The following is a 23,552-nucleotide window of genomic DNA, read 5'->3' as shown; positions in this document are numbered from 1 at the left end:
GTTAGTTAATGGGCAGCTTACAACTGCCAATCAACAAAATTTTGTAATAAACGTGCGCCAACTTTTGCGCTGCGCTCTGGGTGAAATTGCATGCCTGCGTAATTGTCTTTAGCAACAATGGCTGAAAAGGTTTGACCATATTCGCCGCTCACTAGTGTGGCGTCGTTTACGGTGTGCGCAAAGCTGTGAACAAAATACACTTGCTCATCAAGCGTCAGCCCCTTAGTTAATGCATGCTCTTTGTTAACGCTTAAGTTATTCCAACCCATATGCGGCGACGTTAAATTGCCTACATCAAGCGCTTTTACTTGCCCTGGTATTTTACCTAGGCACTGTACGTTACCTTCTTCGGTGCTTTCGCACAGTAACTGCATACCTAAACAAATACCCATAAGCGGGCGCTGGTATTCATTTATAGCTTGTTGCCAGCCGTTATCTACTAGGCGTTTCATAGCAACCGACGCGTGACCTACACCTGGCAATATAGCGCGCTCAAAACCCGCTAATTGCTCTGGTGAAGTAATTACTGTTGGCGTTTGACCTAAGCGTTCAAACGCAAAGCGCACTGAATTTATATTGGCACAACCGGTATTAATTATGGCAATCATAAACATCCCTTAGAGCTGGCTGTTTGTTGGGTCGTGTCTTGTGCTACGGCCATACGAAGTGCGCGTGAAAACGCTTTAAATAAGCCTTCTACTTGGTGATGACAGTTACCGTCGCTTACTGATAAAATAAGGCTAATAGCGGCATTATCACTTAAGCTTTTGAAAAAGTGCTCAACCATTTGCACGTCTAAGTCGCCTGCTTTTTCGCGGCTAAAGTTAGCGTTTAATACAAATGATGCACGGCCCGATAAATCAATTTGTGCTTCAGCTTTACACTCGTCCATAGGGAGCGCAAAACCATAGCGTGCAATTTGCGATTTAGTGCCAAGGGCTTGTTTAAGTGCGACACCAAGAGCAATACCAATGTCTTCAACAAGGTGGTGCTCGTCTATGTGTAAATCGCCTTTGGCTTTAATGTTTAAACCAATGTTTGCGTGGGTGCGAATTTGATCAAGCATGTGATCAAAAAAGCCAAGTCCGGTGTCTATGCTGCCATTTTTAGTTTGATCTAAGTTTATGGCTACATCAATTTGGGTTTCTTTAGTGTTGCGTGTAACACGACCTTCGCGGTTTGCGGTAGTCAATTTTGTCACTATCGCACTCCAATCGCCGTCGTATAAAATACCTTCACAACATAAGTTTTGAGCAAGGCCAATATCGGTCTGGCGATCGCCAATAACAAAAGAGCGCGCTAAGTCTACTTTGCCAGAGCGCATAAGCTCGGTAAGTAAGCCCGTTTTAGGTTTACGGCAGTCACAATTTTGCTCGTCAAAGTGTGGGCAAATTAATACCTCGTCAAAGCTAATGCCTTGGCTTTGCATTATGTCCATCATTTTATCTTGTGCTATATCAAAGTCAGCAGTCGGGAAGCTGTCTGTGCCTAAGCCATCTTGGTTAGACACCATTACTAAACGGTAACCTGCGGCTTGTAATTGTAATAACGCAGGAATAACACCAGGTAAAAATGCTAGCTTTTCAAGGCTATCCACCTGTTTGTCGGTAATTGGCTCTTCAATAATAGTGCCGTCGCGGTCTATAAATAAATAGGGGTTACTCATGATACTTCGTTTCCTGCTAAAGATGCTGCGGTAGCCGGCGTTTGTAAGCCATCTAACCAAATTTTTACTTGTTCAAGTTCTTGTTCACTGCCAATTGAAATTCGTAGCCAGTCGTCTTCACCGTATAGTGTAAAAGCGCGCATAACCAAACCTTGCTCAAGTGCAATTTTAAAGTAGTTTTTATCGGCTAATTTTAAAGTAACAAAGTTACCTTCACCAGTGAGAATTTTTAATGCAGCAGGGGAGGCGTTTAGCCAATCTACCAACTTAGCTTTTAAGCTATTTAAAATAGTAACTTGGCGGCGCATTGATGTAATTGCATCGGGTGCAATTGCTTGCGCTGCAATACTTGCTACAACGCCAGATACTGGATACGGCGCAATGACTTTACGAATTGGCGCTAGTGTTGCTGCTTGTGCAAGCGTAAAGCCTGTTCTGAGCCCTGCTAGCGCAAAGGCTTTAGAAAGCGTACGCAAAACCACTACATTACTAAACTCATTAATAAGCTTAGTCGCGCTTTGCTCTGGGCAAAACTCTATATAGGCTTCATCAACAATAACTAATGCTTTACCTGCAAGTGCTGTTGCAATCGCTTTTACTTTATCAAGTGGTGTTAGGCTGCCCGTTGGATTATTTGGGTTACAAATAAATACCATTTTTGAGCTGCCAACAGCTGCAACTATTTCGTCAGCACTGCCATTTAATAATAATTCTTGGGTAAGCGCGTTAATACTAACATTGTGTGTATCGGCGGTAACTTTGTACATACCGTAGGTTGGTAAAAATAGCGCAATACTATCTTTAGCTGGCTCACAGTATGTGCGCACTAAAAGCTCAATGCCTTCATCTGCGCCGCGCGTCATTAATACATTTTCGCTTTCAAGTTCTGTATAAGCGGCGAAACGGTCAATAACCAGTTGCGGTTGTGGGTCGGGGTAGCGATTTAAATCCTCAATACTCAGTTCAAGATTTTTAGCATACGGGCTTTCGTTAGCATTTAGCCACGTAGTACCGGTTAGCTTTTCACTTTTTGCAGAGCTGTATGCAGCAAGGGCTGCAATATTCTTAGGTAATAAGCTAGACGCTTGTGCGCTCTCATTGCTCATTTTTAATTGCCTCTAAACGAATTGAAACCGCATTAGCGTGGGCATCAAGGCCTTCTGCATCTGCAAGTGGTAAAATTGCTTTTGAAAGCTGCGTTAAACCACTTTTAGTAATTGTTTGCACTGTGTATGTACGGAAAAAATCAAGCAAGTTTAAGCTCGAGTACGTTGCACTGTAGCCATACGTTGGTAACACGTGGTTAGTACCCGATGCGTAATCGCCTGCAGATTCTGGCGTGTAATCGCCTACAAATACTGAGCCTGCGTTTTTAACTTTATCTAGGTAAGGCGTTGAATCAGCTAACTGTAAAATTAGGTGCTCTGGACCGTACTGCGCTGATACGTCAAATGCTTGTGCAACTGAATCAACTAAAATAAGTGATGAGTTAGCCAGCGCTTTTTCGGCTGTCTCTTTTCGGCTTAAGTTAGCTAGTTGCCGTGTAAGTGCCTGCTGAGTTTGTTCTATAATATTTTCGCTGTTACATAGTAAAATAACTTGCGAGTCTGCGCCGTGCTCTGCTTGCGAGAGTAAATCGGCGGCTATAAATTCTGGATTTGCACGTTCATCTGCAATAACTAATACTTCAGATGGGCCTGCTGGCATATCAATTGCCATACCTGGAATAGTTTGCGCAACGAGCTGTTTAGCCATTGTTACAAAGCTATTACCTGGGCCAAATATTTTGTTCACTTTAGGAACCGATTCGGTGCCATACGCCATTGCTGCAATTGCGCCTGCGCCACCACTTTCTATTAACGTAGTGATACCACATAACTTAGCTGCATATAAAATAGCAGGGTTAATGGCTTTATCACCTTGTACTGGTGTAGCAAGTACAACAGTTTTTGCGCCGCTTAGCTGTGCTAATACACCTTGCATAATAACCGAGGATGGCAGTGGAGCACTGCCGCCGGGTACATAAATACCGACTGCTTCGATGGCTTGATATTTCAGTTCACATACAACGCCTGGTTGGGTTGATAATTTAATATCTTTTGGCAACTGCGCTTCGTGAAAACGTTTAACATTTGCATAAGCGGTGTCAATTGCGTATTTAAGCTCAGCACTTAGTGCTTGCTCAGATGCGTTAATTTCATCTAGCGGTACGCGCAAACGTGGGTTAGCTCTATTATCAAACTCTTTGGCCATGCTAAGTAAGGCCTCATCGCCTTGCTCTTTTACATTAGCTAAAATTGTTTTGCATATTGCTTCAACCTTTGCGCTTACAGAAACTGCAGGGCGCATTAGCGCCGCTGCTTGTACTTGTGAAGATTCCTCATTCCAACGAAGCATGGTACTTACTCCATCATTTTTTCAATTGGCATAACTAAAATAGAGTTAGCGCCTAGGGCTTTTAACTGCTCCATTGTTTCCCAAAATAATGTTTCACTGCTTACCATGTGAAGTGCTACGTACTCTTCGTTACCAGCAAGGGCAAGTAGAGTAGGTTGACCAGAACCTGGTAAGATTTCACAAATTTCATCAAGCTTGTTTTTTGGAGCGTGTAGCATGATGTATTTGCTTTCTTTAGCTTGTCTAACACCACGTAGGCGCGGCATAAGCTTATTGATTAGTGCTAGTTTGTCAGCGTCTTGCAGATCTTTATTTTGAATTAAACATGCGTTTGATTCTAAAATTGTATCACCTTGAATTAAGCCGTTAGCTTCAAGTGTTGCGCCAGTAGATACTAAATCACAAATTGCATCAGATAAACCTGCACGTGGTGCTACTTCAACAGAGCCAGTAAGCATTACTGTACTTGCGTTGATGCCTTCGCGCTTTAACCACTGAGTTAAAATTTCTGGGTAGGTAGTTGCGATACGTTTGCCTTCAAACCAGCTCTTATCGCGAGCGCCTAGCTCTTGTGGCCAAGCAAGTGCAAGACGACAGTAACCAAAATCTAGTTTTGAAAGTTTGTTTACTTCGCTTGGAACACCTTGGCGTTCACGTTCTGCTTGAACTTCTACTAGTACGTTTTCGCCAACAATACCTAAATCACATACACCGTCCATTACTAAACCAGGAATATCGTCATCGCGCACACGTAGTACGTCAATTGGCATATTAGTTGAGTGTGCAATTAAGCGTTGTTCACGAAGGTTAAGTTTAACACCTAACTGTTTTAATAGATCTTGACAATCTTTAGATAGGCGGCCGCCTTTTTGGATGGCGATACGTAGACGATTTGTGTTACTCATTATTCATTTTCCTTTAATTTAAAAACTAAAAACCCCGAGGGGAACCTCAGGGCGAAAATGAATCAATGTTTTTTGAATCGCCAGAGGTTCCTTTTAGGAATAACCTCTCAGCGAAAGACCTGACAGGTTATTCCGGTGAATGGTGGTGATGATGTACTGTTGTCAGGTTTAAGCGCATTTTTTATCCTATGTAACTGCTCGTTGTTATAGTAACGTTCAGTTGTTATCTGTTTAAATAAATTTCGCATTCATAAAAACATAAACAGCGATATTATGGCAAGTTTTTTTTAGCTTAATTAAAGCATATCTTATAACTGTCGATAATATTAAGAAGGGAAGTGCAATTTTTGCATATATTTGTTTGTTTATTAGCCAAACCAAGCGTTTAGATAATTTAACAGTAAACTAAGGAAGTGTGTATGGATATCATGATTCCTTATTTAGGAAGAATAACCAGGCTAGAAGTTGAGTCAAAAAGTGCTTTTCATATTGCGGGTGTGCAAAGTGGATCGGCCGCTGAAAAAGTGGAGCTAGAGAATAAAAAAAGGCGTGAGTTACAAAAAAAGAAAAAGCTCAATATGCTTGACGACCAAAATAGTAAAAAAAAGTCTAACGTAGATGATGACGAAAACCCCCATTTAGATACATGGGCTTGATAATACCAATTTTACTAAATACATAAGCAATTAACTAAAAAGGCCCTTGCGGGCCTTTTTACTATGTATTTTGCTTATGCCAATTAGCTTAAACTCTTAAGCAGATAGGCATTACTATTGGTTTTTGCTTTTAAATATATAAAAGCTAAATATAGCGAACACGCATACCTGAGCTACAATACCTTGCCATGTTGACTTAATACCAAGCCATGCTATTTCAAAGCTCATTGGTAGCGGGGCAATACCTATTATATCGGCCTCTTGTAATGCAATAACGGCTTTGCCCATAAGCACAAACGAGAGTGCGAATAATAGGTAAGTGGTAATTGCAAAAAACTTAGCAACCGGTAATTTAATTGAGTACTTAATTAATACCCACGTAATAATAGCCAGTATTGCTACAGCTATCGCAAAACCCGATGCAATAGATGAATATTGAGCAGGCGAGCTTTGCGTTAATAAAGACTGATAAAACAATACGGTTTCGAATACTTCTCGGTACACGGCAATAAAAGAAAGCCCCGCTAATCCCCAAAGTGTTCCCGACTCAAGACGCTTATCTATATTGTCTTTTATATATTTTTGCCATTGTTGCGCACTTGTTTTACTGTGCATCCATACGCCAACATACAGTAAGATTACAGCGGCAAACAATGCACCAGCACCTTCCATAACTTCGCGACTTGCACCACTTATTTCTATTAATGTTTGCGCAGCAGCCCATGTTAAGCCACCGGCAATAAGTGCTGTTACCCAGCCAACATGTACGTATTTAAGCGCATCTTGACGTTTCGTTTTAATAAGCACAGTCATAAGGGCAATAATAACTAAGAGTGCCTCTAAGCCTTCTCGCAGTAATATTATTAAACTAGCAGAAAGTAGAGCGCCATCAGTTAGCTTGGTTTCGTTTAGCATGCTATCTGCTTTAGCGAGTTGTGTTAGTGCGGCATTTACTTTTTCGGCAACGACGGCTGTATCTTTTTCGTTTTTGAATGTTTGGCGCAGGTTCATCAGTTGTACTTCGATGTTTTTACGCAGTGTTTCGTCGTAGGCATTTAAGTTGTTTTCAACAAGCTCAAAGCCATCTAAGTATGCGCTAATTGCTAAATCACTTGCTTGTGAGTAATTGCCTTTAGCATGCGCAGCTTGCGCTGCAAGTAACTGCGTTCGAGTAACTGTTATCGGATTTTTGTTAGCGCTAAATAATAGCTCTGGATTACCACGAAGCCATTTAACGTAATGTGCTTGTGCTTCACTTTGACCTGCCGATAATTGTGCAGGGTTTAGGTTTACAATCTGCGAAGCGGTAATGTTTTGTTCTACATTTTGTGGTTTTTGAACATCTTTAAATGCCAAGCTACCTACATAGAAAGCTAAAGACCATCGTTGTTGTTCATTAAATTGGGTAAAAGCAACCATAGGTGTGTCGTCAATGCCGTTACTTACAGCGTCAAATAACCCCATTAATGAGCGGTTTGTTGCGCGTTCTTCATCGGTAAAGTTGGTAGGTTCTGGTGATAAATTTTTTGCAAGCGGACCGTCGCCTTGACCACTAGGGCCGTGACACATTGAGCAGTTAGTAGCAAAAAGCGCTTTAGTTTGCTCAACCGGAAGCAGCGATGTAGGTAACGATAGTTGTGGCATAAAGGTAAGCAGCGACTCACGAAGCGCTGAGCTTGCTGCACGTACATCGGCAACACTCGCTTTATTGGCAATCGCTGTATGCAGTGCTTTAGCTTGTGCCTTTACTGTATCAAACTCATTGGTTTGGCTTGATAGCTGTCCAGCTTGCTCAATAATAACGTGCGAAAATTCAGTCATTTCTTGATATTCGTCGGGGTCTAGTATTTCACCATTTCCAACAGCTGCCACGTAATCTACACCTACATACTCTGCAAGCTGTGCAATTTGTTTTATTTTTGTTTGCTCATTAGGTGAGGCCGACACATTAAAGCTTGCCATAGCCATTATAAAAAGCACAAAAAAACAATGAAATTGTCGTTTGCCCAGAGATACCAAATTTAAAAACACGTGAGAATTATTTTTGGACATTGAAAAGCCCTACAGAGGAAAAGCCAAAATTATAATTGTTTTCATTTGCATTTCAAGCGGATTAATTTAAACAAAGAAGATAAATAAAAAGGATAACAATTTATAGAACTTTAAAGTGTTTTTGTAACACGTGAGTAACAGTAACCAAGTGATTTATATAATAACTTGGTTACTGAGTTGATTGCTCACAAAGCATTTATTACTTTGCTTGCTCAGCTGACTTAATGCTGCTTTGAATAAGCGGCGAAATAGTTAAGCCTTGTACAATAATAGAAAATATAACCACAACGTAGGTAACAATAACGATTAGGTTATGTAGGTCAGAGCCGCCTATAAAAACTTGCTCGCGTGGGATTGCTGCCGCCATTGCCAGTGCAAGACCACCGCGTAGCCCACCCCAGGTTAAAATTTTAACACTATGTTTATCGTAACTTCTAAAGCGTTTAAAGATAACAAAGGGTGCGCCTACACTAATAAAGCGTGCTAGTAATACTGCAGGTACCATTAGTAAGCCTAAGCCAATTTCACCAAGCGTGATTGGCATCGTCACTATTAGCATACCTATTATTAAAAACAGTAGGGCATTTAAAAAGCTATCGGTTGCATGCCAAAAATCTTTTACGTAACGAGTGTCTTCAGGCCCCGTGCGCTCAGTTGCTTTAGTACGAGTAATGTTACCCATTAATATGCCGCTCGTTACCATGGCAAGTGCGCCTGATATTTCCCAAATATTTGCAGCAGCAAAACCTGCGGTAGGAATAGTTAAGGTTATCAATAAGCGAATGTTTACATCGCGGCTGTTAATAATTAAAAAGTGGCCAACCAAAGCGATAACCAAACCAAACGCAATGCCGCCTAGGGCGTCTACAAAAAAGAGTTCTGCTATATCGCCAAATTGTGCATCGGTGCCATAAAAAGCAACCGAAAAAATGGTCGTAAATATTACTAAACCAATACCGTCGTTAAATAGCGACTCACCTTCTACTTGAACTGAGATTCCTTCTGGCGCTCGCATTTGTTTAATAATAGCAAGTACAGCAATAGGGTCGGTTGGGCTAATAAGCGCGCCAAATAATAAACAGTATATAAACGGTACATCAAAGCCAAATAAGGCAAATAGATAAAAACTTAAATAACCAACTATAAAAGTGGAAGCAATAGTAGAAAATAGCACTAGTGCGGTTATTTCCCAGCGCTGTTTACGAAGCGCCATAAGGTTAATTTCCAATGCGCCAGCATAAAGTAAAAATCCGAGCATACCTTTGAGTAATAACTCGTTAAAGTTAATACTGGAAACAATTTGGGTCATGGCTAACGCATTTTGATCGCCTAATAATTTAACGGCAATAATCAATAATAAAGAAATAACAACTGAGCCTGTAGTAATGGCAATTGTAGTTTGCATTTTGAGGATATATTGGTTTGCAAAAGCAATAAAAATTGCAATGGCAGAGAGAAAACAAATGAGATACCAAGCATTCATTGGCTAACCTTACTATTTTTTAACGACAAACGAAAAAGGGGAGTATAAACCCGCGTATGGTACTCCTGTAATATTTCAGAGTCACAGTTTTTATGCCTAAATATAGCTTTTAATACGGATTGTTTTTAGTAAGAGTTAATAGAAAATTAGGCTTTGTAAATATTGTCATTATTAAATTAAATGTACGTTATAAATACACAGTGTATTGTAAAATCGAATGATTAATCTCACTATTAAAGTGCGTATTAATTCGTAAAGTAAAAGTGGGTTTTGTAATTACTTGCCCTTAATGCTTTGCTTACGTAAAATCCCGCTATTATTTATTTTAAAGTGATTGGTATTATCAAACAGCTGTTTAGTGCAACCGGGCCTTTAGCGTTATCTTTAGATGGGTATACGCCTCGCCAACCACAAATTGATATGGCAGTAGCTGTTGCGGATGCATTAAAAAACAGTTCGCAATTAGTTGTTGAAGCAGGCACGGGTACGGGTAAAACATTTGCATATTTAGCCCCTGCACTTAAGTCAAAAGGGCGCACGATAATATCAACAGGTTCTAAAGCTCTACAAGAGCAGCTTTATCACCGAGATTTACCGCAACTAGTTAAAGCTTTAAGTGCTTCAAAAAAAACCGCCTTATTAAAAGGGCGCGCCAATTACCTATGCACCTACCGACTTAATCAACATGTTGCACATGTACCTACTGACGACTCTGACGTAATGCATCAACTAGCTATGGTAGCTAAGTTTGCAAGCGAAACACAATCGGGCGATTTGGCTGATTGTATAGGTATAGAAGATGATGCCAAAGTACTGCCTTATGTAAATTCAACAGCCGATAATTGTTTAGGTAAAGACTGTCCAGATTTTCAAAGCTGTTATATACGCAAAGCACGTTTAACTGCGGCCGATGCCGATGTGGTTGTAATTAATCACCATTTGTTTTTTGCTGATATGGCTGTAAAAGAAAGTGGCTTTGCTGAACTTATGCCAAAAGCAGATGCTTACATATTTGATGAAGCCCATCAGTTAAGCGAAATTGCCAGCGATTACTTTGGTGAAAGTGTTAGCACTAAAAAGTTGGTAGATTTAATTAATGATTTACGTGCTATTTATAGAGCTGAAATACCCGATATGCTGCAACTTGGTAAAAGCTTAAACAAGCTTGAGACAAGCGTTGCTGATTTACGTTTACAATTTGGTGTTGATGGCAGCCGTGGCGATTGGCGAGAAAAACTAAGCGATAAACAAATTTGCGCGGCGCTCCATCGTGTGATCAGTGATTTAGATTTTGTTTACCAAGTACTTAAACTTTGCCTAGATAGAAGCGACAAAATTGAGCATCCATTTGAACGTGCACTTGCGTTTAAAGGGCAGTTAGAGCGGGTTTTTGATACAGCCCAAACCGGCTTTAGTTATTGGTATGAAACAACGCGCCGTTATTTAACAATTAATATAACGCCATTGAATGTATCAGCTAAGTTTGCTCAAATGATGCAAGACACGGGCGCAGGATTTGTATTCACTTCTGCCACACTTTCGGTTGATAACAAACTAGAGCATTTTAATGCAAGCCTAGGTTTGAAACCAAAACAAAGTATGATGGTAGATAGCCCATTTGATTACCCTAATCAGGCGCTGCTGTGTTTACCTCGCTACTTACCCGAATCGCACGCTGATAATATGCCACATGCAATTGTAAAACTAACGCTTGAGCTTATAAAATCAGCACAAGGGCGTTGTTTTGTGTTATTTACTAGCTATCGAATGATGCACTTAGTGGCCGAAGGGCTAACTACACAAATAGACTACCCAGTTTATATGCAAGGGCAAATGTCTAAGCGTATAATTTTAGAGAAATTTACTCGCCATGGTAATGCGGTATTACTCGGCACGGCTTCTTTTTGGGAAGGTGTTGATGTACGCGGCAGTACATTAAGCTGTGTTATTATAGACAAATTGCCATTTGCAGCCCCTGACGATCCATTGCTACAAGCTAAAATGCAAGATTGCCAAATGCAGGGAAAAGACCCTTTTTCACACATACAATTACCGCAGGCTGTTATTGCGCTAAAGCAAGGTGTAGGGCGTTTAATTCGAGATAGTAAAGACAAAGGCGTACTTGTAATATGCGATAATCGCTTAGTTACACGCCAATATGGCCAAGTATTTTTGAAAAGCTTACCACCGATGCGCCGCACGCGAAGCTTAGAAGATGCCAATACATTTTTAAAACAAATTAATTAGAGTACTAAAATGATCAAAAGTAATATCCTTGCCCTTGATGCTTCAACTGAAGCACTTTCAATTGTTTTACATTACCAGGGCCAAACGTTTCATCATTTTGAAGAGTGTCCGCAGCAGCACAGCCAAAAAATACTTCCACTTGTGGATGAACTGTTAACTAAAGCAAACTGTAAATTAAAAGATTTAGACGTAATTGGTTTTGGCCAAGGGCCAGGTAGTTTCACCGGTGTACGTATTAGTGTTGCTATAGCGCAAGGTTTAGCGTATTCAACTAATTTGCCGCTTGTTGGTGTGTCTACACTGGCAACTATGGCTCAACAAACGTTTGAACAAAATGGCAGCCTGAGTGTTTATCCAAGTATAGATGCGCGTATGGGTGAGATATACTTTGCACATTACCAAGCGCAAAATAATCTAATGCTTTTAGTTAACCAAGAATGCGTTATAAAACCTGATTTACTAAACAATGAGTATATAGCAACCACTGAGCCATCTGTAGCAGTGGGCACAGGTTTTAAAACCTATCCTGATGCGCTTAATGACTTTGAAAACGTGACAATTAATACTGATATTACATTGCCTGATGCACGTTATATGTTAGCGCATGTTGAAGCCGCGTTTTTAGCGGGTGACGTTGTAAAAGCGAGTGACGCTCAACCTAAATATGTGCGCGATACGGTAACGTGGAAAAAGCTACCAGGACGTGAGTAATCATATTATTTGCAAATTGGTTGTTTTTAAATCATAATTTTGTGCATTATTAAGGTTGGAGACGCGTAATGACGCTGCCTATTGGTTCAGGTTTTTTTACCGGAGATATTCCGGGTAGGGTTAGCTCTACCAAAGTTGTTACTAATAAACCACAGGGCTTATTAGACCAACCGGCTGCTAAAAAAACGAATACCGATTATGTAAAAAGCAGTGTCGAGGGTGTTGAACTGGCTAATCAGCTGTTTAAAAGCAGTGCTAAAAGCAATGAATACAGCCAAACAATTTACGACCAACCGACAGCTCAAGTAAGCAAAGCGATTTCTACTTATACTGAATTTGCTAATTTAGAACGCAGAGCAGAAGTACAAAATTTAATAGGCGTTGATATATACGCTTGAAGTGCATTACCGCGCTTTACTTGAATATAGCTATAAGATTTAATAAAAAGCCCGAACATGTGTTCGGGCTTTTTGTCATTCAAAATTAAATGCAATTTTTATTTTTTAATAAAGCCGATTAGTTTATCAGCAATATCGGTATTGTTTTGCGATCCAATAAATTGTTCACTGCCTTTACCATAAGCAAATACCTGCACGTCTACAGCGGTGTGTCCGCCGGTTGTCCAGCCAGTAAAGCTTGCATCGCTAATAATGCTTTTAACAGCTAAATTAAGCGCTTTTTCACCCATTTTTTTAGCTTGCTCAAGTTTTATTTGGTTTTCAGTTGTAAATTCAATATTGGTGTTAGCAGTCCATACTGGTTTTAAATCATCAGAATCTAGTAAAAGTTGAGTTAGTTTACCAGCAGTTGCTTTAACACCTTTTACTACATCAGTTTCCCATTTGTACTGACCATGTGCGCCAAGGGTTAAACCTCCTGTAGAGTGATCTGCAGTAATGACTAAAATAGTATCTTTGTTTTTATCAACATAGGCTTTTGCTTTTTCGATTGATTTAGCAAAATCATCCATCTCAGCCATTGCACAGGCAATATCGTTAGAGTGACCACACCAATCAATTTGGCTGCCCTCAATCATCACAAAAAAGCCTTCTTTGTTTTGATTATCTAATAAACCAAGTGCTTTAGACGTTAACTGAGTAAGACGAGTTGGGTTTTCATCTAATGCAAAAGGTAAGCCTTTAGGTGCGTATAAACCAATTGCAGGTATTTGTGTAATTTGCCCTAGGTTTTTAATGTCGTCGCCATATTGATAACCAGCGGCTTTAAATTCATCAACTAAATTACGGTCATCACGAATAAAGTATTTAGTACCGCCACCAAGCATTAAATCAACCGGTAATTTACCCGCAATTTTATTGTCGATGTAATCATTGGCAATATCATTATAATTATTACGTGATTCATTATGCGCCGCAAAACTTGCTGGAGTTGCGTGGTTAATTTGTGAAGTTGCTACAAGCGCTGTTGTCATACCGCGCTCTTTTGCTATTTCAAGCATGGTTTTAACTGATTTTTTGTCTGTATCTACTGCAATTGCGCCATTGTAACTTTTATGACCGCTACTAAGTGCAGTAGCACCTGCTGCGCTGTCTGTCACATAAGTATGGTCATCAGGGTAGGTACGAGCCATACCCTTTAAAATAGTGTCAAAAACCGTGCCTTCTACTTCTTTTGTTGCAGGGTCGTCTTTAAAATAGCGATAAGCCGTGGTGTAAGCCGGACCCATGCCGTCACCAATCATATAAATTACATTTTTAGGTGCTGATTCTGCGTAAGCACCAGAAGCGGTGCATAAAAGCGCTAATAAGCTGATCTGTTTTTTCATGGTTGTGTACCTTATGAGTGTACCTTATTTAATAGCCGCTGATATTGTATACAGATAGTATGATAAATAAATGAATATCTAAGATATTTATAATTTAGGGTTATATGAATAGAATTGTAGTTAACGCTGTTAGTTCTATTTATTTAAATTATACTGGTTATAGCTTAACTACATATAATGCTATCACCTTTTAATTGTTCAAAAGGTATACAAAGCAAACATATTTAAAAAGATCAGCTTATTTTTTTTTGTAATTAAACTTATGATATTGTTTAAATTTTATTTTATATTTTTTGCTTTCTTTAGATCATCAAGATAATTAAATAGCGAATTTTGCACCATTTTCTCGGTTAGTGGTCTGACAACTTGTATGCTATAAACAATGATGCTCTAAATTAATAAAGGACTTGCCGTGCAGCCATTTAATATTGAAACCAATAACTTGAATATTCATGGCTTAAAAGTAGGTTCTGGGGATGAAATAGTAATAGCGTTGCATGGTTGGTTAGATAACTGCCACAGTTTTATACCAATGTTAAGTAAAGCTAAGCCAAAGCACACTTGGTACTGTATTGATTTTGTCGGGCATGGTTTATCATCTTGGCGAAGTGATGATGCACATTATTATTTTGTTGATTATATTGATGATGTGTACCAACTTATTAATGCGCTTGGTGTTAAAAAAGTTCATTTAGTTGGGCATTCGATGGGAGCCATGGTTGCAGGGATTTTTGCTAGTTGCTTTGGTGATTATGTAAAATCTGTTACCTTTATTGAGGGGATTGGGTGTGTTACAACTCCTAGCGAAAGCGTATGTGAACAGCTAAAAAGTGCAGTATTAAATAGAGCGCGTTTAAAAAATAAGAAGCAGAGAGTTTATAAATCGAAAGAGCTTATTTATGAAGCACGTGCTCAAACAACCGATTTGAATAGTGAGCTTATTGCTCTTTTAATGCAGCGAAATATAAAATCGGTTTTAGATGGTTATACATTAACAACTGATCCAAAGCTTAAAAATCACTCAGGTTTTAGGTTTGATGAGGCGCAATGTATTGGTGCAATAAAAGATTTAATTGCACCGTGTCAATTAATTTTAGGTAACGAAGGTTATTCGTTTGTAAAACAAAATCTGGCAAAGTATATTAGTTATTACAATAGCTTAAAGGTAATTAATGTAGATGGTGGGCACCACTGTCATATGCAAAGTAGTGAACTATGTTTTAAGCATATTCAAGACTTTATGCTGCAAAATGGTGCATGTTAATTGTAAGTTTACGTAAAATGTGGGATTATTCCTCCATTAGAGTATTTGCTCAATTGTTAAAGCGCCTTACTTAGATTAAGGTTAATAAAAATATAATTATAAACAGGGGCTAAGAGTGGAAAAAATCTGGCTTAAGCGCTACCCAGAGGGTATGCCTGAAACAATCGATCCTGAGCATTACAACTCGTTACTCGAAGTGTTCGAAAAAAGTTTTACTGACTACACCGATTTACCTGCATTTACTAATATGGGTAAAACGCTGTCTTATAGCGAAATAGATACAGCAACTAAAAAGGTTGCCTCCTACATCCAAAATGATTTAGGTCTTAAAAAAGGCGACAAAGTTGCCGTAATGATGCCTAACTTACTACAAACACCAGTCACCATTTTAGGTATTTTACGTGCAGGTTGTGTGGTTGTAAATGTTAACCCACTTTACACTGTGCGTGAGTTAGAGCATCAGTTAAAGGATTCTGACACTACCGCTATTTTCATTTTAGCAAACTTTGCTGACACACTTGAAAAGTCACTTGCACACACTGATGTTAAACACATTGTAGTAACGCAAGTAGGCGACATGGTTGGTGGGCTTAAAAAGCACATAGTTAACTTTGTTGTTAAGCACATTAAAAAAATGGTGCCAAAGTTCAACTTACCAAACACAATTAACTTTTCAGACGTTTTAGCTGCAGATGAAACTAAATATACACGTCCTGAAATGAGCTTGTCCGATCTTGCTTTTTTACAGTACACCGGTGGCACAACAGGTGTATCAAAAGGGGCAATGCTGAGCCATGGCAATATGGTTGGTAACCTTGAGCAAGTTTCAGGCTGTTTAGACAAAGTGTTAAATCGTGGTACAGAAGTTGTTGTTACCGCTTTACCGCTTTATCATATATTTGCTTTAACAGCTAACTGCCTGACGTTTATGAAGTACGGTGGTTTAAATATATTAATCACAAATCCACGAGATATGCCTGGGTTTGTTAAAGAGCTAGGTCAGCATAAATTTACAGCTATTACTGGTGTTAATACGTTATTTAACGGTTTATTAAACACACCAGGTTTTGCTGAACTTGATTTCAGTCATTTAAAAATGTCACTTGGTGGCGGTATGGCCGTGCAACGTCCTGTTGCTGAAAAGTGGCAAAAAGTGACTGGCTCAAAATTAATGGAAGGCTATGGCCTTACAGAATGTTCTCCATTAGTAACTATTAGTCCTTATGATTTAGAAGCATATAACGGCTCTATTGGTTTGCCTGCGCCTAATACTGAGATTAAGCTAATACTTGATAACGGTGAAGAGGCCGCTAAAGGTGAACCGGGTGAAATGTGTGTGAAAGGCCCGCAGGTTATGGTGGGCTATTACAATCGACCAGATGCAACAGCTGAATGTTTAAAAGATGGCTGGTTTGCAACAGGTGATATTGCAACTTATGACGATGAAGGTTTCTTCTTTATTGTAGATCGCAAAAAAGACATGATCATTGTATCTGGCTTTAATGTTTTCCCTAATGAGATAGAAGAGGTAGTGGCTATGCACGAAGGTGTGCTTGAAGTTGCTGCTATTGGTATTCCTCACGATGTAAGTGGTGAACAAGTTAAAGTTTTTGTTGTTAAAAAAGACCCTTCTTTAACTGAAAAAGATATAATAAGTCACTGTCGTGATAATTTAACTAATTACAAGGTCCCAAAACTGGTAGAGTTTAGGGATGAGTTACCTAAAACTAACGTAGGTAAAATACTCCGAAGAGCCTTGAAAGATTAGCAACCTATAAAAAAGCCGACATATGTCGGCTTTTTTATTGTAGGAGATTAAGTGCAATACCAATTGATCGAAACCCAAAATCAACTGAACACTTTTGTTGAACAAATAAAAAATAAGCCTATTTTAGCTATTGATACTGAGTTTATGCGTCGTCGCACTTTGTATCCAGAAGTTGCACTTATCCAAGTTTTTGATGGTGAGCATTTAGCGCTTATCGATCCGTTAGCTGAGCTCTCATTATTCGATTTTTGGGAAATACTAAAAGATCCTAGTGTTTTAAAAGTACTGCATTCTCCTTCAGAAGATATTGAGGTTTTTCAAAAATACGCAGGCTTTGTTCCATCCCCACTTTTTGATACACAATTTGCGTTGCAGTTACTTGGGGAAGGTAACTGTATGGGCTTTGCCCTTATGGTAAAAGAGTTGCAAGGTATTGAAATAGATAAAAGTGAGTCACGCACTAACTGGCTGCAACGTCCGTTAACTAAAAAACAGTTAGATTATGCTGCTGCAGATACTTTTTACTTATTGCCGTGTTTCGAGCTGATTATAGAGCGTATTAATGCCGCTGGGTTCTTTGACATTGTAATAAACGAGAGTGAGCTGATAGCTAAAAAACGTGCGTTTCAAACACCAGACGAGCTTTTATATAAAGATATTAAAAATGCATGGCAACTCAAACCGCACGAACTTGCGGTTTTAAAAGAACTTGCTGTATGGCGCAGAAACAAAGCCATTAAGAAAAATTTAGCGCTAAATTTTGTGTTAAAAGAACATAACATGACTGAAATTGCCAAACGTGGTCCTTCAAGTTTAAATGCTCTACGTCAAATTCCAGGAGTTGAAGCTATTGAAGTTAATCGCTCTGGTGTAGATATAATCAAGTGTATTGAAGTTGCCAAAGCAGTACCAGATGCTGAGCATCCTGATGTACTTAAGCGCTTAATTGATTTTCCTACCTATAAAAAAGTAGCCAAAGATATTAAACAAAAGATCACTAAAGTCGCTAAAGAGCACAATATACCAGAAGACGTTATGGCCTCTAAAAAGCAAATTAATCAATTGATTAGTTGGAATTGGAAGTTAACGTCAAAACAAAAAGAAAGCCATATTAAGCCTGATTTATTAAGCTCTTGGCGCTATAACTACGTTAAAGACGCTTTAAAAGAATGGGATACTTAAGACTGGATATTTTTTTACTGTGTAATACTTATACCAATCCGCAATAATACTTAATCATTTTGCGGCGCTAAACGTGTCGTTACCTGTGTTAAAAAAATCTCATTTACGACTGCATGGATGCAGAAGGTAGAGCAATGCAGGAGCAATTGCCGAGAACAACTAAATAGCGATTTTTTTTGCCTAACTATCAACACGTTTTTCCATCCTCAAAATAGATCAATTAATTAAGCGAATTGGTATTATCTATAATTTTTGTGTTACATAGTGAAAAAGTTTTAGTTGTATGCAAGGGATTAAAACATAGATATTTAGAAAGTTATTACATAGTAAATGAAAATAAAGAGGGCGCTTATAAAGCGCCCTTTCTTCAATTACTTCTTTTCTTCATCAGGTAGTGTAACGTTTAGCTCAAGTACGGCTAAATCGTCTTCGTTTTGATCAAACTGAACCTGAACTGCATCGGTACTTACGTTCACGTATTTACGGATCACATCTAAAATATCTTGTTTTAATTGTGGTAAGTAATCCGGCGTTCCTCGTTGAGAACGCTCGTGCGCGACAATGATCTGCAATCGCTCTTTTGCTAGTGACGCACTGTTTTTCTTTTCTGAGCGGAAGTAGTCAAGTAAAGACACGTTAACCTCCAAAAATCCGTTTAAATAAGCCTTTTTTCTCAACGTCTAAGAAGCGAAAATCGACGGTTTCACCTAGTAAGCGGTTAATTGCATCAGAATAAGCTTGGCCTGCATCAGATTCTGTATCCAATATAACAGGTTGGCCTGAGTTTGAAGCACTTAATACCGCTTGCGATTCAGGAATAACCCCTAATAATGGGATTGACAGAATATCTTGCACATCTTCTACCGATAGCATTTCACCTTTTTCAACACGACCAGGGTTATAGCGTGTTAATAGTAAGTGTTCTTTAATATTTTCTAGGCCTTCTTCAGCACGTTTTGATTTGCTGTGTAAAATACCTAAAATACGATCTGAATCTCGAACTGACGACACTTCTGGGTTTGTTGTTACAATTGCTTCATCAGCAAAGTACATTGCCATCATAGCGCCAGCTTCAATACCTGCTGGTGAATCACATACTATGTAATCAAAGTCTTCTTTTAGTTCATTTAGTACGCGTTCAACACCTTCACGTGTTAAAGCATCTTTATCACGAGTTTGTGAAGCAGGTAGTAAAAATAATTTATCTACACGTTTATCTTTAATAAGCGCTTGGTTAAGGTTTGCCTCACCATTAATTACATTTACAAAGTCATAAACAACGCGGCGTTCACAACCCATAATTAAATCTAAGTTACGTAAACCAATATCAAAGTCGATAATAACTGTTTTATAGCCTTTTAACGCTAAGCCTGTGCCAATTGCAGCACTTGATGTTGTTTTACCAACACCGCCTTTACCTGAGGTAACGACAATTACTTTTGCCATGAGATTTATCCTTTAACCAAAGCTGAAATTTCTAATGATTCGTCTTTTTGTTGTATTTGCACTGCATTTCCCCAATGTTCACCTTGTAGCGAATCACTGATCCAGTAGTTACCATCTATTGAAACCAGCTCGGCTTCAAGTTTTTGGCAAAAAATGTGTGCTTCTTTAAAACCTTTTGCGCCTGCAATAGCGCGGCCGCGTAGCGTGCCATAAATATGCACATTCCCATCGGCAATGACTTCCGCACCATGACTAACTGCGCCAAGTACTATCAAATCTCTATCTTTTGCATAAACTTGTTGTCCAGAGCGAACTGTACCGCTGATAATTTGCGCTGGTAAATGCACCGTTTTTTCTACAATCGATGTATTGGGCTCTTGTTTAACAGGTTCGCTCTTAACGTCTTGTGAATAATTTAAAACAGATAAGCCAGCAGCCTTTGCTTGAGTATGTTGCTCATCTGAGCCATTACACACACCAACCGCATTAAAACTCATTCGCTCGATTAATGATTTTAAGTGAACAAAATCAAGTGAACTGTTTTTAATTTCAATTAAATTAACGACAATAGGCGCACCCTCAAAAAACTTAGGGGCCTGGGCTATTTTTACATACAGTTGTTCTGCTAAAAGGTTTATATCAGTACTATAAAGATGCAAAACTGATAACGTAAAAAGATTCCCTTTTAACTCAAAAATTTGGTCCGACATACACGCTCAATTGATTTGTCTGATTAGAAATTAATTTTAGATAAACGTAGGCTGAATAGGGCCTTTATTGAAATTTCTAATCTAATTTTTCTAACTTATTATTACTCTCATGTTATAGTGTGCGGCATTGTTAAGCAAGAATTTATAGGGCCATAATGCTCACTGCAGTATATAAAAGTAAGAAAAAAGCGGATACGTTCTTATTTGTTGAAAAAAGAGATGATTTTAGCAAAGTTCCGGAACCTTTGATGACTATGTTTGGTCAACCTGTTTATGTGATGATCATCAATTTAGCAAAACGTGAGCATTTAGGTGGGGCAGATTTAGAAACTGTAAAAGCAGCGTTATCAAATCCTGATAAAGGCTACTACTTACAAATTCCACCACCTGAGCAAAATTTGCTAAGCCAATTACGAAAAGACAATGGAGTTGATAGTGATTAAAAAACTTATCGTTATATTATGTGGTGTATGTTTAAGCTCACCTGTTATGGCAAAAACTCAGGCTGAATTTCAAGATTATTTAGCGAATTTAAAGCAAGAAGCTATCGCAAAAGGTTACGAAGCCAAACTTATTGACGATGCGTTTGCAACAGCAACGTATAAAGAAAAAGTGGTTTCGGCTGACAAAAACCAGCCAGAAGTAAAAGAAACCCTTGAAACGTATTTACCAAAACGTGTACCACAATGGAAAATTGACCGCGCACGTAAGCTTTACGCAGAAAACAAAGAGGTACTTGAAAAAGTAGCGAAAGAGTTTGGCGTACAAGCACGCTTTATAGTCGCGCTTTGGGGGCTTGAAAGTAACTTTGGTACAATTCAAGGCGGTCATAACGTTATTTCATCATTAGTGACACTTGCTTTTGATGGACGCCGTGAAGCACTTTATAAGCGCCAACTTTGGGCTGCACTGGATATTTTAAAGTCGGGCCACATAACGCTTGATAAATTTAAAGGCTCTTGGGCAGGCGCAATGGGGCAAACGCAATTTATGCCTACCTCTTTTAATGCTTACGCGGTTGATTACAACAACGATGGTCGTAAAGATATTTGGACTACAAAAGAAGATGCTTTTGCCTCAATTGCTAATTATCTAAAGCAAGAAGGCTGGAACGACTCTCTTACGTGGGGTCGCCAAGTTCAGTTACCTGAAAACTTTGATAGTAAATACGTTTTAGTGCGTGGTACCAAAACTCGCAAGCAGTGGTTAGAATATTGGAATGACTCAGAGCGCTCATTAGCTGATTGGCAAGCACTGGGTGTTCGTAAAGCTGATGGTTCTGATTTACCTAATGTAGACGTAAGTGCTGCGCTGGTTATGCCTGATGATATAAATGGCCGTATGTACTTAGCGTACGATAACTACAAAGTGTTTATGCATTGGAATCGATCGTATTACTTTGCTACTAGTGTAGGTTACTTGTCGGATAGAATTGGTTATCCAAAAATCTAATTTTTAAAATATACCTATAAATAAAGCCGCAATTGCGGCTTTATTCTTTTTTGAATATCTTTTCTTTTAGGTCAATAACTTTACCAATTCCAGAACCTAGCTTCATTAGCTTATTAAGTTGCTCTGGCGTTAAACGCTGTAGTTCTGATGACCATTTAGTGACTGTTTCAAGTAGGTTGTGAATCTCACCCATTTGTTTTTGTGCGTAAAGTTCATCGTCGTTACTGGCTTCGTCTAATAAGTTATCGCGTAGTAGCGTTAAGGTGGGCTCAATTTCGCGCTTTTTACGTTCTTCAAATACGCGATTTGCCATATCCCATATATCGCCAGCAGGGGCGTAGTACTCTTTACGATCGCCAGGAATATGCTGTACTTTAATTAACTGCCACGATTGCAGCTCTTTAATGCCCATACTTACATTACCGCGAGAAATACTAAGCGCATCTGCAATCTCATTAGCTGTCATTGGGTTTTTAGTAATAATCAGCAAACCACACATTTGTCCGATCGTACGATTGAATCCCCAGCGGCTGCCCATCTCACCACAATGCATTACAAAGGCAAAATTCTTTTCGGATAAACTCATAGCTTAGTAACTTTCAGTAATTTCAGAAAGTAAATGCTAGCACGCTCATTATGGATAGCAAGTTCTTAGCAGGCTTATAAGTTAATTTAAATGACTAAAATATGATTTAGATTAATATTTATACATCTATATTGGGATATGTTGTACACAACAATACGTAAATAAAATCTTATTTTTAATTTTTTCACATACGATGGAATGACTATGAAAGCTGCAATTAATACTCAATACAAAGGTAAATTAGAAATAACAGACTTACCAATTCCTGAGGTGGGAATAAATGATGTTTTAGTAAAAATAGCGGCCTGTGGCGTTTGCCATACCGATTTACATGCCTGTCATGGGGATTGGCCAGTAAAACCAAAAATGCCATTAGTACCAGGGCACGAAGGTGTCGGCGTTATCGAAAAAGTCGGAAGCAATATAAAACACTTAGAAGTTGGCGACAGAGTCGGTATTCCTTGGCTCTATAGTGCATGTGGGCACTGTGAGTTTTGCCTAGATGGTAAAGAAACACTGTGTTTATCGCAGCACAATACTGGCTATTCCATTGACGGTAGTTATGCAGAATATTGTTTAGCGCATGGCGACTACGTTGTAAAAATACCAGAAGAACTCGGTTTTTCTGAGGCTGCTCCATTATTTTGTGCAGGTGTTACAACCTATAAAGCATTAAAAGTATCCGGTGCTAAACCAGGGCAGTGGGTTGCTATTGTTGGTGTGGGCGGGCTTGGTCATTTAGCAGTACAGTACGCTAAAGCAATGGGTTTTAATGTAATAGCTGTTGATACAGGTAAAGAAAAACTCGCGCTTGCTAAAGAGCTAGGCGCAGATATCACCCTCGATTTTAAAGAGGTGGTTCCAAGCGAAGCTATTTTTGAACAAGTCGGTGGCGCGCATGGTGTTGTTTGTACTGCGGTGTCTAAAGCGGGGTTTGAACAAGCCTATAAAAGTGTACGCCGTGGCGGTAAATGTGTATTAGTGGGATTACCTCCAGAGGATATGCCGCTTCCTATTTTTGATACTGTGCTTAATGGTGTGTCAGTAGTAGGGTCCATTGTTGGTACGCGTAAAGATTTGCAAGAATGCTTGGAATTTGCCGCTCAAGGTAAAGTAAAAGCAATTATCGAAGAAAAGCGTTTAGAGGACATTAATGAAATTTTTGATGATATGCTCAAAGGTGAAATCAACGGTCGCATAGTGGTTACTATTTAATTTAGATTAAGCGTTTATAAAACACA

The 23,552-nt window shown here is 39.0% G+C and carries 22 protein-coding genes; 10 read left to right on the top strand and 12 right to left on the bottom strand.

Annotation, left to right across the window (positions count from 1 at the left end):
• Positions 1–17: 17 nt before the first annotated feature.
• From hisH to hisG, 5 genes are read right to left on the bottom strand one after another with little or no spacing between them, the layout of a single operon-like run.
• Positions 18–608: an imidazole glycerol phosphate synthase subunit HisH gene (gene hisH, locus H5087_RS13725; protein WP_002960265.1), complete on the bottom strand. Its 591-nt coding sequence runs from the start codon at positions 606–608 to the stop codon at positions 18–20.
• On the bottom strand, positions 605–1,666 hold the full coding sequence (gene hisB / locus H5087_RS13720; RefSeq protein ID WP_008138596.1) for a bifunctional histidinol-phosphatase/imidazoleglycerol-phosphate dehydratase HisB: 1,062 nt from the start codon (positions 1,664–1,666) through the stop codon (positions 605–607). Before hisB ends, hisH begins: the two co-directional genes overlap by 4 nt.
• Positions 1,663–2,772 (bottom strand): histidinol-phosphate transaminase, encoded by a 1,110-nt coding sequence (gene hisC / locus H5087_RS13715; RefSeq protein WP_182672381.1) that lies wholly within the window; start codon positions 2,770–2,772, stop codon positions 1,663–1,665. Before hisC ends, hisB begins: the two co-directional genes overlap by 4 nt.
• A complete protein-coding gene (hisD, locus tag H5087_RS13710) occupies positions 2,762–4,063 on the bottom strand; it encodes a histidinol dehydrogenase (protein ID WP_182672380.1) in 1,302 nt (433 codons plus the stop codon). Before hisD ends, hisC begins: the two co-directional genes overlap by 11 nt.
• A 5-nt stretch (positions 4,064–4,068) precedes the next feature.
• Entirely contained in the window at positions 4,069–4,968 is a 900-nt protein-coding gene (gene hisG / locus H5087_RS13705; protein WP_002960257.1) for an ATP phosphoribosyltransferase, read from the bottom strand.
• Positions 4,969–5,387: 419 nt separating this feature from the next.
• Here hisG and H5087_RS13700 point away from each other — a divergent pair, with 419 nt between their 5' ends.
• Positions 5,388–5,624: a hypothetical protein gene (locus tag H5087_RS13700; protein ID WP_002960256.1), complete on the top strand. Its 237-nt coding sequence runs from the start codon at positions 5,388–5,390 to the stop codon at positions 5,622–5,624.
• A gap of 114 nt (positions 5,625–5,738) precedes the next feature.
• On the opposite strand, the gene H5087_RS13695 is transcribed toward H5087_RS13700, so the two are convergent.
• A complete protein-coding gene (locus H5087_RS13695) occupies positions 5,739–7,592 on the bottom strand; it encodes a cytochrome c/FTR1 family iron permease (protein ID WP_182672397.1) in 1,854 nt (617 codons plus the stop codon).
• A 283-nt stretch (positions 7,593–7,875) separates the two neighbouring features.
• Positions 7,876–9,159: a sodium:proton antiporter gene (locus H5087_RS13690; protein WP_182672379.1), complete on the bottom strand. Its 1,284-nt coding sequence runs from the start codon at positions 9,157–9,159 to the stop codon at positions 7,876–7,878.
• A 330-nt stretch (positions 9,160–9,489) separates the two neighbouring features.
• On the opposite strand from H5087_RS13690, the gene H5087_RS13685 reads away from it, so the two are divergent.
• The 3 genes from H5087_RS13685 to H5087_RS13675 all read left to right on the top strand — a co-directional run bounded on the left by H5087_RS13685 (position 9,490) and on the right by H5087_RS13675 (position 12,515).
• Positions 9,490–11,406: an ATP-dependent DNA helicase gene (locus H5087_RS13685; protein WP_182672378.1), complete on the top strand. Its 1,917-nt coding sequence runs from the start codon at positions 9,490–9,492 to the stop codon at positions 11,404–11,406.
• A 9-nt stretch (positions 11,407–11,415) separates the two neighbouring features.
• The gene (tsaB, locus tag H5087_RS13680; protein ID WP_182672377.1) at positions 11,416–12,117 is read left to right on the top strand and encodes a tRNA (adenosine(37)-N6)-threonylcarbamoyltransferase complex dimerization subunit type 1 TsaB; all 702 of its coding nucleotides are present in this window, start codon (positions 11,416–11,418) and stop codon (positions 12,115–12,117) included.
• 68 nt (positions 12,118–12,185) lie between these two features.
• Positions 12,186–12,515 (top strand): hypothetical protein, encoded by a 330-nt coding sequence (locus tag H5087_RS13675; protein WP_182672376.1) that lies wholly within the window; start codon positions 12,186–12,188, stop codon positions 12,513–12,515.
• A gap of 98 nt (positions 12,516–12,613) precedes the next feature.
• Here H5087_RS13675 and H5087_RS13670 read toward each other — a convergent pair whose 3' ends face one another.
• On the bottom strand, positions 12,614–13,903 hold the full coding sequence (locus tag H5087_RS13670; RefSeq protein WP_182672375.1) for an alkaline phosphatase: 1,290 nt from the start codon (positions 13,901–13,903) through the stop codon (positions 12,614–12,616).
• A 412-nt stretch (positions 13,904–14,315) separates the two neighbouring features.
• Between H5087_RS13670 and H5087_RS13665 the strand changes: the two genes are divergently transcribed.
• The 3 genes from H5087_RS13665 to rnd all read left to right on the top strand — a co-directional run bounded on the left by H5087_RS13665 (position 14,316) and on the right by rnd (position 18,117).
• Positions 14,316–15,167 carry an alpha/beta hydrolase gene (locus tag H5087_RS13665; protein ID WP_182672374.1) on the top strand — a complete coding sequence of 284 codons (852 nt, stop codon included), beginning with the start codon at positions 14,316–14,318 and terminating at the stop codon, positions 15,165–15,167.
• A gap of 115 nt (positions 15,168–15,282) precedes the next feature.
• Positions 15,283–16,935 (top strand): long-chain-fatty-acid--CoA ligase FadD, encoded by a 1,653-nt coding sequence (gene fadD / locus H5087_RS13660; protein WP_182672373.1) that lies wholly within the window; start codon positions 15,283–15,285, stop codon positions 16,933–16,935.
• Positions 16,936–16,986: 51 nt separating this feature from the next.
• A complete protein-coding gene (gene rnd, locus H5087_RS13655; protein ID WP_182672372.1) occupies positions 16,987–18,117 on the top strand; it encodes a ribonuclease D in 1,131 nt (376 codons plus the stop codon).
• A gap of 371 nt (positions 18,118–18,488) precedes the next feature.
• Here rnd and minE read toward each other — a convergent pair whose 3' ends face one another.
• From minE to minC, 3 genes are read right to left on the bottom strand one after another with little or no spacing between them, the layout of a single operon-like run.
• Positions 18,489–18,752, bottom strand: coding sequence for a cell division topological specificity factor MinE (minE, locus tag H5087_RS13650; protein ID WP_004334706.1), 264 nt, complete (start codon positions 18,750–18,752; stop codon positions 18,489–18,491).
• 1 nt (position 18,753) lies between these two features.
• Positions 18,754–19,563 carry a septum site-determining protein MinD gene (gene minD / locus H5087_RS13645; protein ID WP_004334708.1) on the bottom strand — a complete coding sequence of 270 codons (810 nt, stop codon included), beginning with the start codon at positions 19,561–19,563 and terminating at the stop codon, positions 18,754–18,756.
• Between the two features lie 5 nt (positions 19,564–19,568).
• Positions 19,569–20,273, bottom strand: a complete 705-nt coding sequence (minC, locus tag H5087_RS13640; RefSeq protein ID WP_024596847.1) for a septum site-determining protein MinC — start codon at positions 20,271–20,273, stop codon at positions 19,569–19,571.
• Positions 20,274–20,428: 155 nt separating this feature from the next.
• Between minC and H5087_RS13635 the strand changes: the two genes are divergently transcribed.
• Together H5087_RS13635 and H5087_RS13630 are read left to right on the top strand one after the other, a co-directional pair.
• Positions 20,429–20,716 carry a YcgL domain-containing protein gene (locus H5087_RS13635; RefSeq protein ID WP_008134235.1) on the top strand — a complete coding sequence of 96 codons (288 nt, stop codon included), beginning with the start codon at positions 20,429–20,431 and terminating at the stop codon, positions 20,714–20,716.
• Entirely contained in the window at positions 20,709–21,725 is a 1,017-nt protein-coding gene (locus H5087_RS13630; protein WP_182672371.1) for a lytic transglycosylase domain-containing protein, read from the top strand. The genes H5087_RS13635 and H5087_RS13630 overlap by 8 nt, the downstream gene beginning before the upstream one ends.
• A gap of 40 nt (positions 21,726–21,765) precedes the next feature.
• Here H5087_RS13630 and H5087_RS13625 read toward each other — a convergent pair whose 3' ends face one another.
• Positions 21,766–22,311, bottom strand: coding sequence for a GbsR/MarR family transcriptional regulator (locus H5087_RS13625; RefSeq protein ID WP_024596846.1), 546 nt, complete (start codon positions 22,309–22,311; stop codon positions 21,766–21,768).
• A gap of 204 nt (positions 22,312–22,515) precedes the next feature.
• On the opposite strand from H5087_RS13625, the gene adhP reads away from it, so the two are divergent.
• Complete coding sequence (gene adhP / locus H5087_RS13620; protein ID WP_182672370.1) at positions 22,516–23,526, top strand: alcohol dehydrogenase AdhP; 1,011 nt, start codon at positions 22,516–22,518, stop codon at positions 23,524–23,526.
• The last annotated feature ends 26 nt before the right edge of the window (positions 23,527–23,552 follow it).

Source organism: Pseudoalteromonas sp. SR43-7 (assembly GCF_014163785.1).
Lineage (GTDB): Bacteria > Pseudomonadota > Gammaproteobacteria > Enterobacterales > Alteromonadaceae > Pseudoalteromonas > Pseudoalteromonas distincta.
This window is presented reverse-complemented; position numbering and strand designations above follow the sequence as displayed.

Excerpts from the sequence above, each read along its gene's own strand:
- H5087_RS13690 (WP_182672379.1), bottom strand. The coding sequence starts at position 9,159 with ATGAATGCTTGGTATCTCATTTGTTTTCTCTCTGCCATTGCAATTTTT.
- H5087_RS13700 (WP_002960256.1), top strand. The coding sequence starts at position 5,388 with ATGGATATCATGATTCCTTATTTAGGAAGAATAACCAGGCTAGAAGTT.
- H5087_RS13625 (WP_024596846.1), bottom strand. The coding sequence starts at position 22,311 with ATGAGTTTATCCGAAAAGAATTTTGCCTTTGTAATGCATTGTGGTGAG.
- hisB (WP_008138596.1), bottom strand. The coding sequence starts at position 1,666 with ATGAGTAACCCCTATTTATTTATAGACCGCGACGGCACTATTATTGAA.
- hisC (WP_182672381.1), bottom strand. The coding sequence starts at position 2,772 with ATGAGCAATGAGAGCGCACAAGCGTCTAGCTTATTACCTAAGAATATT.
- H5087_RS13675 (WP_182672376.1), top strand. The coding sequence starts at position 12,186 with ATGACGCTGCCTATTGGTTCAGGTTTTTTTACCGGAGATATTCCGGGT.
- H5087_RS13635 (WP_008134235.1), top strand. The coding sequence starts at position 20,429 with ATGCTCACTGCAGTATATAAAAGTAAGAAAAAAGCGGATACGTTCTTA.
- hisD (WP_182672380.1), bottom strand. The coding sequence starts at position 4,063 with ATGCTTCGTTGGAATGAGGAATCTTCACAAGTACAAGCAGCGGCGCTA.
- minC (WP_024596847.1), bottom strand. The coding sequence starts at position 20,273 with ATGTCGGACCAAATTTTTGAGTTAAAAGGGAATCTTTTTACGTTATCA.
- minD (WP_004334708.1), bottom strand. The coding sequence starts at position 19,563 with ATGGCAAAAGTAATTGTCGTTACCTCAGGTAAAGGCGGTGTTGGTAAA.
- hisH (WP_002960265.1), bottom strand. The coding sequence starts at position 608 with ATGATTGCCATAATTAATACCGGTTGTGCCAATATAAATTCAGTGCGC.
- H5087_RS13670 (WP_182672375.1), bottom strand. The coding sequence starts at position 13,903 with ATGAAAAAACAGATCAGCTTATTAGCGCTTTTATGCACCGCTTCTGGT.
- adhP (WP_182672370.1), top strand. The coding sequence starts at position 22,516 with ATGAAAGCTGCAATTAATACTCAATACAAAGGTAAATTAGAAATAACA.
- hisG (WP_002960257.1), bottom strand. The coding sequence starts at position 4,968 with ATGAGTAACACAAATCGTCTACGTATCGCCATCCAAAAAGGCGGCCGC.
- tsaB (WP_182672377.1), top strand. The coding sequence starts at position 11,416 with ATGATCAAAAGTAATATCCTTGCCCTTGATGCTTCAACTGAAGCACTT.
- H5087_RS13695 (WP_182672397.1), bottom strand. The coding sequence starts at position 7,592 with ATGGCTATGGCAAGCTTTAATGTGTCGGCCTCACCTAATGAGCAAACA.